The sequence below is a fragment of the Nocardia sp. NBC_00511 genome (assembly GCF_045161165.1).
Lineage (GTDB): Bacteria > Actinomycetota > Actinomycetes > Mycobacteriales > Mycobacteriaceae > Nocardia.
Genome location: NZ_CP107849.1, coordinates 7,262,278 through 7,277,510, shown reverse-complemented (window position 1 = coordinate 7,277,510; position 15,233 = coordinate 7,262,278). Strand labels below are relative to the sequence as shown.

Here is a 15,233-nt window from a genome sequence, read left to right as displayed (position 1 = left end):
GTTCTGGTGGCTACCGGACGGTGAGCGGCAGTGGGATGCCCCGGTCGGTGAAGGCGAAGGCGGCCCCGGTGCTGAACCGGGTGATGGCGACCTCGGTGGATTCCCGGAACGGCGTTGCGGCCCGGGCGATCTCGATGGTCAGGGCGCAGTCGGTGGCCTCCCGCACCACCGCGTGGAAGTGCGGGTTCACCGCGCGCACCAGGGCGTTCAACGGCTCGAGCCGGTCGGGGGTGAGCAGGGCCGCCCACGCGCCGTCGTCGACCGCGCCGCAGCCGCGCCCGATGCGCAGCTGCACGGTCTGCGCGCCGCCGCTGGTCTCGGTGGAGACGTCGATGTCGACGTAGGGGGCCGGATTGAAGGCCGGATGCAGCCGCAGCACCTTGGCCAGCGCGGCGGCGTCGTCACCCAATCCCAGTGCGTTGCGCAGCCGTTCGGCGGTGAGCCCGGCGATTCCGGCGAACTGCTTGCCCACGATGTCGAGGGTGGTGTCCGGATCGGTGCGGGCCGCGACGGCGGTGCGGTAGCCGAGGGTGAGCAGGTGGTGCTGCAGCGCCACCTCGTCGGCGATCCGGACGAGGGCCGCCCGGGAGAAGTCGCCGAAGCGGAGGTCGTTCAGCAGCGGTCCGGAATAGTCGTGCAGCCCTTCACCTTCCGGCTCGATCGGGGCCAGCGCCACCGCGGCGGCCTCGGAACCGGCCACCAGGTGGGCCCGCTCGTGCGGCGTGGGCGGTTCGTGCGCGGGATCGATGACGACCGTCCACGCGCACACCGGGGTGCGGTCGGCGGGCACCCGGGGCGGCCGGTGCACGGGTCGCACCTGTGCCTGCGGGTTGGTGGCCAGTGCGGTGGCGTCGAAGGTCGGGTCCTCGATGTCGTGGCACATGGAGACCACGAATTCGGTGCCCATGGGTTCCACGTCGGCGAGCGCGCCGCAGTGGTCGAGGTGGAATTCGCCGTGGTCGTGGTCGCTCACGCGGTAGCGGAAGTCCATGAATTGCGGTGGCGCGCCGATGTCGAGCTGAAAGCCCTTGAAGATCTCGGCCACCCCGTCACCGTCGATGCCGAGCGCGCGGCGCATGCGGCGGGTGTAGACGGGGCTGGCCAGCTGCCATTCCTCGATGGCGACAGCGGTCATGCCCTCGCGGCCGAGCGCGCCGAGCACGTGCGCCATGCCGGAGCGGTCGATCAGGTGCCCGCACAGCAGCAGCTCCGGAATCAGCACTGCCAGTTCGGTTCTGGTGAGGGATTCGTATCTGCTGGTCACCACAGCGGCACCGGGCCCTTGCCGATCGGGTACCAGCCGGGCAGCGGTCCGGCCATCGCGCGTTCCATCCGTTTGCGCATGCCGCCCGACAGCTTGTCCGCGGAGATCATCTCCACGAAAAGCGCTGTGACATTGCCGAAGTCGAAGAAGTCGCGCTGCCAGGACCATTGGAAATCGCCGGCGTAGCGAAACCAGCTGCCGCCGATGCCCTCCGGGCTGTATGGGCGGCCGTCGGCGCGGTGCTGCTCGTTGACCTGTTTCCACAGGCCGATGACATTGCCGCTGCGTTCGTCGATCACGAAGTCCTGGTACGGATACGTCCAGCCCTCCAGGCCGTACATCTCCTGGCCGAGCGCGATCTCGCGGATCTCGTCGCGGCCGACGGCCATGAATTCCTGCTGCGGTCCGTAGTTCCAGCCGTAGGTGGCGTCCTGAGTGTAGAAGTGCTCCAAGGGTTTCCAGTCACCCCGGGCTTCGCACGCCTGGTTCTCGTCCACCCAGCGGCGGACCATTTCGTCGAGTTCGTCACGGGACCAGCTCACGGCGGTCTCCTTCAGTCATCGGTGCTGTCGGCTACGAGCGACAGGGCCTGGGTCGGGCAGTAGCGGACGGCGGCACGGGCCGCCTCCAGATCGGTGCCGGGGTCGGGGTGCAGCAGCTGCACCTGACCCTGTTTGGGCACGTGGAAGAGTTCGGGGGCCTCGTCCTGGCAGACGGCGTGGCCCTGGCAGAGATCGAGATCGACGACCAGTCGCATCAGGAGCCTCCGGATTGCTTGTCCTGCTGGGCTTCCCGCAGCGGCGCTTCGGGCTGCACCTCGACCAGCACCAGGTGCGCGCCGCGCGGGGTGGACACCACCGCGGCGACCGCGGCGGCGAGATCGGCGGGCCGCAGCATGTACGGGTGCCGCGCGAAGCCGAACTTCACCCAGCTCTCCAGCAGCGGTCCCACCACCTCCGGGGTGGACTGCATGCCCATACCGGTGAGGGTCTGGCCGGGACGCACGATCGAGGAGCGGACCCCGGTGCCCTCCAGCTCCATGCGCAACTGGGTGGCGAAGGCTTCCACGCCGACCTTGGCGGCGTTGTAGGCCCCGGCTCCGGGTCGCGGTCGGTCGGCGCAATCGGAGCCGATGACCACGAAATCGCCGCGCTGCCTGTCGATCATGCCGGGGATGACCCGGTGCGCGAGACGCTGAGCGCCGACCAGGTGCACCCGCAACTGACTCTCGAAGACATCGGGGTGCATGGTCCAGCCCTGGCCGAATTCCAGATCACCGGCACCGGATACGACGATCTCGATGGGGCCGAGGGCTGCCTCGGCGGCGGTGACGAATTCGTCGACCGAGGCGGTGTCGGCGACATCCAGCCGGGCGGCGAAGGCCTCGCCCCCATCGGCCCGGATCTTCTCCGCGAGGGTCTCGCAGATCTCCACCCGGCGCGCGCCCAGCGCCACCGGATGGCCGAGTTCGGCCAGCGCCACGGCGGTGGCGGCGCCGATGCCGGAGGACGCGCCCGCGATCAGCACGGGTCGTCTGGCGGGATGCGGTGCGAAGCGTGGCATTTATCGAACCTCCACGGAGACGGGTAGTTTCGCGAAACCGCGCACGTTCACCGAGTGCACGCGCTCGATGCCGGTTTCGCCGATGGAGTAGGAGCGCACGCGAGAGGCGAACTCCCGCAGCACGATTCCGGCCTCGAGCCGGGCCAGGTGCGCGCCGAGGCAGAAGTGCACGCCGCGACCGAAGCTGATCAGCCCGCCCTTGTCGGGGCGTTCGATGTCGAAGCTGTCGGGATCATGGAAGGCTGCGGCGTCCCGATTGGCCGCGCCGATCAGCAGCAGCACCTTCGAGCCCTGCGGGATGGTGCGCCCGTGGTACTCGAGGTCCTCGGCGGCGGTGCGGGCCAGGATCTGGCTGGACGCGTCGAAGCGCAGCGTCTCCTCGACCCACTGCTCCACGAGTTCGGGGTGCGCGGCCGCCTTGGCGTACTGCTCCGGATTGCGTCCGGCCCAGTACAGGGCGTTGCCCAGCAGTTTCGTGGTGGTCTCGTTGCCCGCGACCACCATCAGGAACATGAATCCGAGGATCTCCTCCTCGGTGAGATGGTCGCCGTCGGCTTCGGCGTCCAGCAGTGCGGAGGTGAGGTCCTCGGTGCGCTGCCGCCTGCGCTGGGCGACCATGTCGGCGTAGTACCCGGCCAGCTGCATGGCGGCCTCCATGGCCGCCATCGGCACATCCATCACGCCTTCCTCGCGGTGCACCAGAAGGTCCGCGAGCCTGCGCAATTCGCCGCGGTCGGCCTGCGGGACGCCGAGCAGTTCGGAGATGACGTCCATCGGCACCTGTCCGGCGACGGCGTCGATCCAGTCGAAATCGCCGCTCGCCAGCGCGGGTTCGAGGTAGCGCAGTGTGATCTGGCGGATCTGATCGTGCATGTCACTGACCCGGCGCGGGGTGAAGCCCTGGTAGACGAGTTTGCGCAGCCGCAGGTGGCGCGGGTCGTCCATGGCCAGGAAGGACATGGTGCGCCAGGCGTGCGGACCCCAGGCGGCCGGGTCCAGGGAGACCCCGTTGGCGCTGGAGAGCCGCTGGTGGTCCCGGAATCCGGCGGCGACGTCCGCATGCCGCGACAGTGCCCAGAAGTCGAGTTCCGGGTGGTGGTAGAGCGGGGCTTCGTCGCGCAACCGCTGGTACACGGGGTAGGGGTCCTCGTGGATGCGGTAGTCGTAGGGGTCGAACAGCAGCGGCTCGAGGGAGGCTGCGGTCATCGGCTGTGTACCTCGTATTCCATAACGCGTTCATCGAGGCCGATGAACGATCTCCCGCTACAAAGACACATAGCTGGACATGTGTCTGTACGGTACTAGCGAGGGGATCTCCTGACAACGGATTCCCGAATCCGGTACGCGCGCCGGACTCATAAACTGAAACAGGTTCTTGCGCGTTGATGAGCCTCGACCATATAGTCCGTACACGTGTCCGGACAGCATGGGAGCTATCGATGACCCCCAGCGATCTCGTCCCCGACGGCGGATCACAGCTGCTGATCGGCGGGAAACTCACGCCCGGTGGCGGCGGTGTGTTCACCACCTCGAATCCGGCCACCGGCGCGGCCCTCGGCCACGCCGCCAATGCCGACGCGAACGATATGGACGCCGCCATCGCGGCCGCCCGCACCGCGTTCGACACCACCGACTGGTCGCGCGATCCGGGTTTTCGCGCGACCTGCCTGCGACAGTTGCGCGACGGCCTGCGCGCGCACCTGGAGGACCTCCGCGAGATCACCATCGCGGAGGTGGGCGCACCCCGCATGTTCACCGCGGGACCACAGCTCGAAGGGCCGATCGAAGACCTCGGGTACTTCGCCGACCTGGCCGAGAACTATTCGTGGGAAACCGATCTCGGCGTCGCCTCACCGATGGGCATCAAGAGCTCGCGGCGGTTGCGGCGCGAGGCCATCGGGGTGGTCGGGGCGATCACGCCCTGGAACTTCCCGCATCAGATCAACTTCGCCAAGCTCGGCCCGGCGCTCGCGGCAGGCACCACAGTGGTGCTCAAGCCCGCGCCGGATACCCCGTGGTGTGCGGCGGTGGTGGGTCGAATCATCGCCGAGGAGACCGACATTCCGGCGGGCGTGGTCAATATCGTCACCTCCGATGACCATTCGCTCGGCGCCCAGCTGGTCACCGATCCGCGGGTGGACATGATCTCCTTCACCGGGTCCACTCAGACCGGCAAATCCGTGATGGCCGCGGCCGCAGCGTCTTTGAAGAAGGTGTTCCTCGAGCTCGGCGGCAAGTCCGCGTTCATCGTGCTCGACGACGCCGACCTCGCTGCCGCGGTCGCCTACGCCGCGTTCGGGGTCTGCGTGCACGCCGGGCAGGGGTGCGCGATCAGCACCCGGCTGCTGGTGCCACGTGCGCAGTACGACCAGGCCGTGCAGGTGGCGGCCGCGACGCTGGGCAATATCAAGCCCGGTGATCCCTCGAAGCGTGGAACCGTCTGCGGGCCGGTCATTTCCGAACGACAGCTGGCCCGCGTGCAGCGCTACCTCGACATCGCAGAGGCGGACGGCGGCACCATCGCGGTCGGCGGCAGGCGGCCCGACCTGCCCGGCTGGTTCATCGAACCCACCCTGATCACCGGACTGTCCAACAGCTCCACCGTCGCCCAGGAGGAGATCTTCGGGCCGGTGCTGGTGCTCATTCCGCACGACGGCGACGACGATGCCGTCCGCATCGCCAACGACTCCCCCTACGGGCTCTCGGGTTCGGTGTGGGGCAACGACACCGAGCGGGTGCGGGCCGTGGTCGAGGGCGTGCGCACCGGCACGCTCAGCGTCAACGGCGGCATCTGGTATTCGGCCGACGCACCCTTCGGCGGATACAAACAGTCCGGCATCGGACGAGAAATGGGTGTCCTCGGCTTCGAGGAATACACCGAGACCAAACTCATCGCGACCGGATGCTGAGGAATACCGACATGAGCCGTTTCACCGACAGGTCCATCATCGTCACCGGCGCCGCGCGCGGCATCGGCGAGGCGTACGCGCGGGCGCTGGCCGCCGAGGGCGCGAAAGTCGTTGTCGCCGACCTCAACAGCGAGCTGGGCGAGGCCGTCGCCAAGGACATCACCGCGAACGGCGGCACCGCCGTCTTCGCCCAGGTGGATGTCGCCGATCCCGAATCCGCCAAGGCGGTCGCCGATTTCACCGTCGCCGAGTTCGGCGGCATCGACCACCTGGTCAACAATGCCGCCATCTACGGCGATATGAAGCTCGACCTGCTGGTCACCGTGCCGTGGGACTACTACAAGAAGTTCATGGCCGTGAACCTTGACGGCGCGCTGAACATGACGCGGGCGGTGTGGCGGCCCATGAAGAAGCGCGGCAGCGGATCCATCGTCAACCAGTCCTCCACCGCGGCGTGGACCTACTCCGGGTTCTACGGGCTGGCCAAGGCCGGAATCAACAGTCTCACACAGCAATTGGCGCGCGAGCTGGGCAATGACGGGATCCGGATCAACGCCATCGCGCCCGGGCCGACCGACACCGAGGCCACCCGGTCGATCGTGCCCGGCCAGTTCGTGGAACAGCTGGTGAGCCAGATGGCGCTCAAGCGGCTGGGCACCGTAGACGACATGGTCGGGGCGTGCCTGTACCTGCTGTCCGACGACGCGGCGTGGGTGACCGGGCAGATCCTCAATGTCGATGGCGGGCAGGTGTTCCGGGCATGAGCGACGAGGCTGGAGCCGAAACTCCCGAATTCTCGGTGGGTTTCATCGGGCTCGGCAACATGGGCGCGCCGATGGCGCAGCGGCTGCTCGAATGGCCGGGCGGGCTGGTGGTGTGCGATGCCCGCGAGAGCGCGGTGCAGCCGTTCACCGAGGCCGGGGCCGTCGCGGTGGGCTCGCCCGCCGAGGTGGCCGCGCGCTGTGCGGTGATCTCGGTGGCGGTGCTCGACGACGACCAGGTGCGTGCGGTGGTGAGCGGTCCGGACGGGCTGCTGAAGTCGGCCGCACCGGGGACCGTGATCGCGGTGCATTCGACGATCTCCGATCAGACGGCGATCGAACTGGCGGCCGAATGTTCCTCGCACGAGGTGGAATTCGTGGATGCGCCGATCAGCGGCGGGGCACCGGCCGCGCAGAAGGGCGGGCTCGCCGTCATGGTGGGCGGCAGCGAGGCCGCGTTCACCACCGTACGGAAACCGTTCGGGCACTTCGGCTCTCTCATCGTGCATGCCGGTGACGTAGGTGCGGGGACGCGCATGAAGCTGGCCCGCAACCTGCTGCACTTCGTCGCCTTCACCGCGGCCGCGGAGGCGCAGCGCCTGGCCGAGGCGGCCGGCCTGAAGCTCTCCGATCTCGGCAAGGTGGTGCGGCATTCCGACTCGCACACCGGCGGACCCGGCGCGATCATGTTGCGCAAGACCACGGCTCCCGTCGAAGAGGGCGACTTCTGGCTGCCGATCCTGAGCCACGTCCGCGACCTCGGCGAGAAGGATCTGTCGCTGGCGCTGGGCCTGAGCGAACGGCTGGATGTCGAACTGCCGCTGGCCCGGCAGGCATTGCACGACCTGGGTGACGGGCTCGGTGTGGGGCCCGGAACGATCGCGAAGGAGCAGTCATGACCGACCAGACGCCGCAACCGAACGAGACCCGGCAGCGCGGGCTGAAGAAGATGTCCGAGGTGTACGGGTTCGATCTGCCCGACCTGCAGGGCGATCCGTTCTTCGAGGTCACCGTCGATCATCTCTTCGCCGACATCTGGGAGCGTCCCGGGCTGACGCTGCGGGATCGGCGGCTGCTGCTGCTCGGCGCGATCACCGCGCAGGGGCATGCCGAGATCGCCGAGATCCAGGTCGGCGCGGCGCTGCGCAACGGTGAGCTGGACGCCGAGCAGCTGCGCGAGATCACCGTGTTCCTGGCCCACTACGTGGGCTGGCCGAGTGCCACCAAACTCGACGGCGCGGTCCGCAAGGTGCTGCACGCCGAGAAGAAGAAGGCTCGCGAACAGCAGTCCGCGAACGACAACCCGCAGTAACTCCCTACCGCAGTAAGGAATTCGAGAGATCATGGCCGAAACCGCCACCGTGCAACCACTTCGGGCCAGCGAGGTCGAGAACTGGGACTTCGAGGCCGACGTGGTCGTCGCCGGATACGGCATCGCCGGAGTCAGTGCGGCGCTGGAAGCCGCGCGCGCCGGAGCCGATGTGCTGGTGCTGGAACGCACCGGCGGCTGGGGCGGCGCGGCCGCCATGTCCGGTGGGTTCATCTACCTCGGTGGCGGTACCGCGCTGCAGCGCAAACTGGGATTCGAGGACACCGCGGAGAACATGGAGAAGTTCCTGACCGCGGCCCTCGGACCCGGCGTCGACGCGGCCAAGATCCACGACTACTGCCAGGGCAGCGTCGAACACTTCGATTGGCTTGTCGCCCAGGGTGTTCCGTTCAACGAAGTGTTCTGGGGCGAGCCCGGCTACGAGCCGCCCGCCGACGAGGGCCTGATGTTCTCCGGTGGCGAGAACGCCGCGCCGTTCAAGGATCTGGTGCCGCCCGCCCCGCGCGGGCACCTGGCATGGACCAAGGACAAGAAGCTGGGTGAGAAGGGCGGCGGCTACATGCTGATGGAGCCGCTCGCCCAGAAGGCCGACGAACTCGGGGTGCGCCACGAATACGATGTGCGGCTGCGCCGCTTGATCATCGACGAGGACGGGCGCGTGGTCGGCGTGGCCGCCACCCGCTACGGCAAGCCGGTGTACGTGCGAGCCGCGCGCGGCGTGGTGCTGGCGACCGGCAGCTTCGCCTACAACCACGAGATGGTGAAGCAGTTCGCGCCCCACATCGCCGGGCGGCCGACCGCCACCGTCGAGGAGCACGACGGGATCGGCATCCAGGTGGCGCAGGCGCTGGGTGCGGATCTCGCGCACATGGACGCCACCGAGGTGGCGCTGGTGGTGGATCCGCAGCTGGTGGCGCGCGGAATTCTGGTGAACGGACGCGGGCAGCGGTTCATCACCGAGGACACCTACGCGGGCCGGATGGGTCAGGCGGTGCTGCAGGATCAGGAGAACCAGGCGTACCTGGTGATCGACGAACTGGCGCTGGAGGAGGCGATGGAGACCAAGTCGTCGCTGTCGTTCCTGCGGGTCGCGCCGACCTGGGTGGCCGAGACCGTCGCGGAACTGGAGACGGAGATGGGACTGCCGGAGCAGACCTTGCAGGCCACCATCGATCTCTACAACCACCACGCCGACAAGGGCGAGGATCCGTTCCTGCACAAGAAAACCGAGTGGGTGAAGCCGATCCGCACCCCGCTGGGCGCCTACGACCTGCGCGGGTACACCGGCGGTTTCACGCTCGGCGGGCTGCGCACCGATCTGGATTCCCGGGTGCTGCACGTCTCCGGTGAGCCCATCCCCGGCCTGTACGCCGCCGGGCGCGTCACCTCCGGCATCTGTGCGGGCGGTTACGCGTCGGGTTGTTCGCTCGGCGACGGAAGTTTCTATGGACGGCGCGCGGGCGTTTCCGCGGCCAAGCAGAACTGAAAGGAGTTACACCGCATGCGTTTCGGCATTGTTCTGTTCACCAGCGACCGCGGAATCACCCCCGCCGCCGCCGCGAAGGCCGCCGAGGATCGGGGTTTCGACTCCTTCTTCGTGCCCGAGCACACCCACATCCCGATCAAACGTGAAGCCGCGCACCCGCTGACCGGCGACGCCAGCCTCCCCGACGACCGCTACATGCGCACCCTGGACCCGTGGGTGTCGCTGGGCACGGCCGCCGCGGTGACCTCGCGCATCGAATTGTCCACGGCGGTAGCGCTTCCCGTGGAGAGCGACCCCATCACCCTCGCCAAGAGCATCGCCACCCTCGACCACCTCTCCGGCGGCCGGGTCACCCTCGGCGCGGGATTCGGTTGGAACACCGACGAACTCACCGACCACGGCGTCCCCGGCAACAAGCGCCGCACCGTCCTGCGCGAGTACATCGAAGCCATGCGTTCCCTCTGGACCGACGAAGAGGCTTCCTACGCAGGCGAGTTCGTCAAATTCGGCCCCAGCTGGGCGTTCCCGAAGCCGGTCCAGTCCCACATCCCCCTGCTGATCGGCGCGGGCGGCACCGAGAAGACCTTCAAGTGGATCGCCCGCACCGGCGACGGCTGGATCACCACCCCCTACGAATCCGACGTCTCCGCCTCCACCGCCCTGCTCTACAAGCACTGGCAGGAAGCGGGCCGCGAAGGCGCCCCCCGCGTCGTGGCGCTGGCCGGTAAGCCCAACCCCGAACAGCTGACGGCCTGGACCGAAGCCGGCGTCACCGACGCCGTCTTCGGCATGCCCGACAAGTCCGAGGACGAAGTCCTCGCCTACCTCGACCGCCTCGCGGCCAAACTCGCTCCCCTGGGCCTCAACACCCCCACGGCCTGACCTCTACCCGACGACCTCGCCCCGCACCTCTCACCCGCGCGGAGCGAGGTCGTCGCGTTTCCCGGGCCGCCCGCCCCCACTCGCCATTCACCACAGGTGAAGATCACTCCCCTATGCTCGCCGCGTGGGTGGAGTGAACCAGGGACCGGACCCCGATTCCGGTTGGGGACAAACGCAGAATCCAGCGGACTACCGGAGCGCGATGCCGGATTGGCCATCCGGCTCCTTCCCACCGAACTACGCGGGAGCGAACCCCGGGCCGTCGGTCTACCCGCCCGCGTATCCGCCGGCACAGCAGTCCGGCCCGGCGACGGCATGGGCCGGGCCCGGATTTTCACCGTTGCCACCGCTACCAGCGATCGAGCAACCAGCGGCGGTCTTCGTTGCGCGACCGGGCACGGCCGGGCGACTGGGGCAGGCGGTGTCGTGGCGGCAGCTGATGGTCTGGCCGCGGTGGGTGACATTGGCCGGGTTCGCAATCGTGGTCGGGGCGGTCTGGGCTGTAGTGCTCGGCGTGATCGCCGGGGCGGTGCTCGGGGTGTTCTGCATCGTCGTGTCGACAGGAACGGCGCTGATCCGGCGTGGGTTGACCGCTCGGCGGATCATGCGAGGGAGCCTGACGGTGGCCACCCCGGGCATGGGGATGGCCTCGCGCTTCGGGAGCGGGGCACTGGATATCGCGCAGGCCAACGGGATCACCCGCCTGTTCTACGACCGGGTGCGGGGAATCCACGTCGACCGGGACATCGTCGTGCTCCGGTACGCACAGCTCTTCATCGGCTTTCCACGAGAGTTGTTCCCGGACTGGGCCATCGAGCTGATCCGGGCACACCGGGCAGCCAGCGGGACAACCGGCTATTCGGCGAATATCCCCGCACTGCCACCGATTCCACCGATCGAGCAGCCGGACGTCTCAATGGTCGCCGACCCCGGCACCGCAGTGGCAATGGCCCGAGAATCCTTCCGCGTCACCCTCAGATCGGTGGCAATTCTCAGCGCCATCTTCGCCGTACTCTGCCTATTCCTCGGCCGCCTGCTGAGCCACGACCACGGCCTCGCCGCCGGTCTCGGGCTAGCAGTGATCACAACTGTCTGGCTACTGGCCTCCGCGGTCCGCGGTGGTCCGAAAACACGAGCGGCCTACCAGTTGTCGATGCCACCCGGCGAACCCCTGAGCGCCCGATTCGGTTCGGAAGCCTTCGAGGTACGCACCGCGAGCGCCCGCATCCGACATCCCTACGCCGCGATGACATCCATGCGGGCGCACGGCCCGGCCATGGTGGTGCGATCCGGTGGAATCCATGTCTACCCACGAGAACTGTTCCCGGAGAACGCAATCACACACGCGGGCATGGTGAACAAGCTGCTCGCCAAATAGTCAGCCGCCCCGGAGGCCGACTTCCATTGGGAAGTCCGACATCGCGTCCCTGATCGGGTGCGCCGCGGAGTTCGACATCGACACTCAGTGGCTAGATCCGCTACCAGCGTGCTGAACTGGTGTAACTACAAAGTCTGCCGCGAAATCCAGGCACGCCAGCAGAATGGAGAGATCTGGTGACCCGAGCCAGTATGCCGACCACCGTGATGTCGGAGGCCGCCTTCCAGCGCCGCGTGATGGACACCGCCCAGCGACTCGGCTGGCTGATCGTGCACATCCGCCCGGCCCGCACCGCCAGCGGCTGGGTGACCGCCTACGAGGGCGACGAGGGCCTGCCGGACCTGATCCTGGCCCGCCGCGGCCGCGTCCTGCTGATCGAACTCAAAGCCGACAAGGGCCGCGCCACCCCGGCCCAGCTGCGCTGGCTGGCGGCGGCCGGAGACAACGGCAGGCTGTGGCGCCCCCGAGACTGGGACACCGCCCTCCACGAACTGCAAACCCTCTGACCCACAATGGAAGTCGACGCCCGGCACCGAACTCGGGGTCAGTTGCAGGCGGCGACGCGTAGGAGGATGCGGAGGGTGGCGGGGGACGGGAGTTCTCGGAATTTGCCGCTGGCGAGGGCGCGTTGGTGGAGGCGGGCGGCGGGGTGGCCGGGGTGGGTGCCGGGGATTACGAGGAGGCCGCCGCCCGCTATCCAGTAGACCCAGTCGGCGTAGGCCATGTCGGCGGATTCGTCGGAGTCGGTGGCGGTGAGGAGCAGCAGGCGCAGGGGGGTGCGCCAGGCGCTGCGGGTTTCGGCGTAGTCGTCGGGGGTCGCGGTGGGGGTGGACGAGATCTCCAGGATCGCGCCGGTTGCCGCGTAGGTGTCGGCCGCGGCGGTCAAGGCGTCGGCCTCGGCGGGAGTCAGCAGGGGGGCCAGGTGGGCCGGGAGGGCGGCGAGCTCGTGAGAGGTGGCGCGGAGCATGTGAAAGCCTTTCCGGTACTCGCTCATTCATGCGGATCGCGCATACCGCGAGTGGCCCGGCGGGCCGCGCCACTGTAGCATCCGGACACATGTCTGAAACCCCTTCCGCCCGGCCTGCGGTGAACATGGAGGCCACCCGACGCCGGCTCACCGAGAAGCAGGCCGACACGGTGGATCGGCTCACCAAGGCCGCCATGGACGTGCTCGCGCAGGAGGGGTTCGCGGGGCTCACCGTGCGCATGGTGGCGTCGGCGGCCGGGGTCGGGACGGCTACCGCCTATACCTATTTCTCCTCCAAGGAGCATCTGGTGGCGGAGATGTTCTGGCGGCGGCTGGCGGCCACCGACGCGCCGGTGAGCGAGAGCGCGGATCCGACCGCGCGAACGCTGCTGGTGCTGCGGCAGATCGCCATGCTGGTGGCCGATGAACCGGCGCTGGCGGGGGCGGTGACCTCGGCGCTGCTGGGCACCGATCCGGATGTGGCACATCTGCGGCTGCGGATCGGGGCCGAGATCCGGCGGCGATTGATCGACGCGCTCGGGGATCGGGCCGACGGGGAGACCGTCGAGACCCTGGAACTGCTGTACGCGGGCGCGCTGGTGCGCGCGGGCATGGGGTACGCGTCGTACGCGCAGATCGCCGAGCAGCTGGAGAAGACGGCGCTGCGGTTCCTGCAACCCTGAACCCGTACCGACACCGACGGGCGCTACCGACGAAATCGGTAGTGCCCGTTCGGTTTCGGGATGAAGCTCAGAGTGCGGCTTCGATGGCCCCGGTGACGGCCGGATCCTTGGGCTCGGTGCGCGGGCGGAAACGGCCGAGCACCGCGCCGTCACGGCCGATCAGGAACTTCTCGAAGTTCCACTGCACGTCCCCGGCCGCGCCCTCGGCGTCGGCGACCGCGGTCAGCTCGGTGTAGAGCGGGATGCGGGTCTCACCGTTGACGTCGCTCTTCTCCAGCAGCGGGAAGTCGACACCGTAGGTGGCGGAACAGAATTCGGCGATCTCCTCGGCGGTGCCGGGCTCCTGGCCCATGAACTGGTTGGACGGCACGCCGACGACGGTGAAGCCCTGCGGACCGTAGGTCTGCTGGAGTTCGACCAGGCCCGAGTACTGCGGGGTCAGGCCGCACTTGGAGGCGACGTTGACCAGCAGCACGACCTGGTCACCGGCCAGGTCGGCCAGGGTGGTGGGCTTGTCGGACAGGGTGCGCAGCGGAATCTCGCGAATGTTCGTCACGAATACGAATATAGAACTAGTTCGCCGAGCTCACCGTTTCGGGAGCTCACCGCCTCACGCGTAGCGGACCTGCCAGCGTTTGATCCCGTTGATCCAGCCCGACCGCAACCGCTCCGGCGGCGTGACCTCGTGGATTTCCGGCATGGCGTCGGCGATCGCATTGAAGATCAGATCGATTTCCAATCGCGCCAGATTCGCCCCGACACAGAAATGCGTGCCCGCTCCACCGAACCCGACATGTGGATTCGGATCACGCAGCACATCGAAATCGAACGGATTCTCGAACACCTCGTCGTCGAAGTTCGCGGAACTGTAGAACAGCCCGACCCGCTGCCCCTCCAGAATCTTCTGGCCGCCGAGTTCGGTGTCGCACATGGCGGTTCGCTGGAATGCCGTCACCGGCGTCGCCCAGCGCACGATCTCGTCGGGTGCGGTGCGCGGCCGCTGCGCCTTGTACAGCTCCCACTGATCCGGGTGGTCCACAAAGGCTTTCATGCCGTGGGCGATGGCATTGCGGGTGGTTTCGTTGCCCGCCACCGACAGCAGGATGACGAAGAATCCGAACTCGTCGGAACCCAGCGCCTCACCGTCGACATCGGCGTTGACCAGCTGACTGACGATGTCGTCGGCCGGATCGGCACGCCGCTGCTCGGCCATGTTGTAGGCATATCCGAGCAGTTCGGCATTGGCGGTCATATTGTTGCCCGCGAATTCCGGATCGTCGTAGTTGAGCAGCTGATTCGACCAGTTGAACAGCTTGTGGCGATCGTCCTGCGGCACGCCCAGCAGTTCGGCGATGGCCTGCAGCGGCAGTTCGCACGCCACCTGCTGCACGAAATCGCCGCCGCCACTCGCTTTCGCCTGCCGCACAATGAGTTCCGCGCGCTCGGTGAGCGCGGCACGCAATCCTTCGACGGCGCGCGGAGTGAATCCCTTGGAAATGATGCGCCGGATCTTGGTGTGCTTGGGCGGATCCATGTTCACAAGTAGCGCTTCGCGTCCCAGTTCGAGCTGTTCGGGCTCGGAGTCCGCGGGCATCTTGATGATGGAGCCCTTGCGATTCGAGGACCAGATCTCCGGTCTCCGGGATATCTCCTTGATGTCCTCGTGCCGAGTGATCGCCCAGTAACCGTCGTCGTCCATCGGCTTGGCCTGTTCCGGCGTCTGCGCGTTCCACCAGACCGGCGCGGTGCGGCGCAGCAGCGCGAACTCTTCGACGGGACTGTGGTCCGCCCAGAGTGCGGGATCGGTGAAATCGAATCCGGCCGGTAATGACGGAACAGTCACTGTTCCTCCTCGGGCGTGGCTATGATCACAAAATTGGAACGTGTTTCACAGAGATTGAACCACGCGGGCCGACGACCGGGCAGCGTTTCGTCGACGACAGGGCAGCGTTTCCGGGCACCCGTCCAACCTCCATCCAGCCGCGATGCGGCAGCTACCCCTCAGCACAG

General features: G+C 67.8%; 17 protein-coding genes. 9 read left to right on the top strand and 8 right to left on the bottom strand.

Annotation, left to right across the window (positions count from 1 at the left end; translation table 11 throughout):
• Window positions 1-10: 10 nt before the first annotated feature.
• The 5 genes from OG300_RS33790 to OG300_RS33770 are packed head-to-tail and all read right to left on the bottom strand — an operon-like array spanning window position 11 to window position 4,033.
• Complete coding sequence (locus OG300_RS33790; RefSeq protein ID WP_405488063.1) at window positions 11-1,264, bottom strand: hypothetical protein; 1,254 nt, start codon at window positions 1,262-1,264, stop codon at window positions 11-13.
• Window positions 1,261-1,776, bottom strand: a complete 516-nt coding sequence (locus OG300_RS33785) for a nuclear transport factor 2 family protein (protein ID WP_405498784.1) — start codon at window positions 1,774-1,776, stop codon at window positions 1,261-1,263. Before OG300_RS33785 ends, OG300_RS33790 begins: the two co-directional genes overlap by 4 nt.
• Before the next feature lie 41 nt (window positions 1,777-1,817).
• Window positions 1,818-2,021: a ferredoxin gene (locus tag OG300_RS33780; protein ID WP_405488061.1), complete on the bottom strand. Its 204-nt coding sequence runs from the start codon at window positions 2,019-2,021 to the stop codon at window positions 1,818-1,820.
• Window positions 2,021-2,827, bottom strand: coding sequence for an SDR family oxidoreductase (locus tag OG300_RS33775; protein ID WP_405488059.1), 807 nt, complete (start codon window positions 2,825-2,827; stop codon window positions 2,021-2,023). Before OG300_RS33775 ends, OG300_RS33780 begins: the two co-directional genes overlap by 1 nt.
• Window positions 2,828-4,033: a cytochrome P450 gene (locus OG300_RS33770; RefSeq protein WP_405488057.1), complete on the bottom strand. Its 1,206-nt coding sequence runs from the start codon at window positions 4,031-4,033 to the stop codon at window positions 2,828-2,830.
• Window positions 4,034-4,266: 233 nt separating this feature from the next.
• Here OG300_RS33770 and OG300_RS33765 point away from each other — a divergent pair, with 233 nt between their 5' ends.
• From OG300_RS33765 to OG300_RS33730, 8 genes are all read left to right on the top strand, one after another.
• The gene (locus OG300_RS33765) at window positions 4,267-5,736 is read left to right on the top strand and encodes an aldehyde dehydrogenase (protein WP_405488055.1); all 1,470 of its coding nucleotides are present in this window, start codon (window positions 4,267-4,269) and stop codon (window positions 5,734-5,736) included.
• An 11-nt stretch (window positions 5,737-5,747) separates the two neighbouring features.
• On the top strand, window positions 5,748-6,500 hold the full coding sequence (locus tag OG300_RS33760) for an SDR family oxidoreductase (protein ID WP_405488053.1): 753 nt from the start codon (window positions 5,748-5,750) through the stop codon (window positions 6,498-6,500).
• Window positions 6,497-7,396, top strand: a complete 900-nt coding sequence (locus OG300_RS33755) for an NAD(P)-dependent oxidoreductase (protein ID WP_405488051.1) — start codon at window positions 6,497-6,499, stop codon at window positions 7,394-7,396. Before OG300_RS33760 ends, OG300_RS33755 begins: the two co-directional genes overlap by 4 nt.
• Complete coding sequence (locus tag OG300_RS33750) at window positions 7,393-7,809, top strand: carboxymuconolactone decarboxylase family protein (protein WP_405488049.1); 417 nt, start codon at window positions 7,393-7,395, stop codon at window positions 7,807-7,809. The genes OG300_RS33755 and OG300_RS33750 overlap by 4 nt, the downstream gene beginning before the upstream one ends.
• A 31-nt stretch (window positions 7,810-7,840) precedes the next feature.
• The gene (locus tag OG300_RS33745) at window positions 7,841-9,313 is read left to right on the top strand and encodes an FAD-dependent oxidoreductase (RefSeq protein ID WP_405488047.1); all 1,473 of its coding nucleotides are present in this window, start codon (window positions 7,841-7,843) and stop codon (window positions 9,311-9,313) included.
• A gap of 15 nt (window positions 9,314-9,328) precedes the next feature.
• A complete protein-coding gene (locus tag OG300_RS33740; RefSeq protein WP_405488045.1) occupies window positions 9,329-10,195 on the top strand; it encodes an LLM class F420-dependent oxidoreductase in 867 nt (288 codons plus the stop codon).
• A 340-nt stretch (window positions 10,196-10,535) separates the two neighbouring features.
• The gene (locus tag OG300_RS33735) at window positions 10,536-11,573 is read left to right on the top strand and encodes a hypothetical protein (RefSeq protein ID WP_405488043.1); all 1,038 of its coding nucleotides are present in this window, start codon (window positions 10,536-10,538) and stop codon (window positions 11,571-11,573) included.
• Between the two features lie 176 nt (window positions 11,574-11,749).
• Window positions 11,750-12,079, top strand: a complete 330-nt coding sequence (locus OG300_RS33730; RefSeq protein ID WP_405488041.1) for a VRR-NUC domain-containing protein — start codon at window positions 11,750-11,752, stop codon at window positions 12,077-12,079.
• 38 nt (window positions 12,080-12,117) lie between these two features.
• On the opposite strand, the gene OG300_RS33725 is transcribed toward OG300_RS33730, so the two are convergent.
• Window positions 12,118-12,540 (bottom strand): hypothetical protein, encoded by a 423-nt coding sequence (locus OG300_RS33725; protein WP_405488039.1) that lies wholly within the window; start codon window positions 12,538-12,540, stop codon window positions 12,118-12,120.
• Window positions 12,541-12,659: 119 nt separating this feature from the next.
• Between OG300_RS33725 and OG300_RS33720 the strand changes: the two genes are divergently transcribed.
• Window positions 12,660-13,223 (top strand): TetR/AcrR family transcriptional regulator, encoded by a 564-nt coding sequence (locus tag OG300_RS33720; protein WP_405498783.1) that lies wholly within the window; start codon window positions 12,660-12,662, stop codon window positions 13,221-13,223.
• Between the two features lie 67 nt (window positions 13,224-13,290).
• Here the strand turns inward: OG300_RS33720 and OG300_RS33715 are convergent, their stop codons facing one another.
• Entirely contained in the window at window positions 13,291-13,779 is a 489-nt protein-coding gene (locus OG300_RS33715) for a glutathione peroxidase (RefSeq protein ID WP_405488037.1), read from the bottom strand.
• A gap of 54 nt (window positions 13,780-13,833) precedes the next feature.
• Window positions 13,834-15,066, bottom strand: a complete 1,233-nt coding sequence (locus tag OG300_RS33710) for a cytochrome P450 (protein ID WP_405488035.1) — start codon at window positions 15,064-15,066, stop codon at window positions 13,834-13,836.
• Window positions 15,067-15,233: the final 167 nt, after the last annotated feature.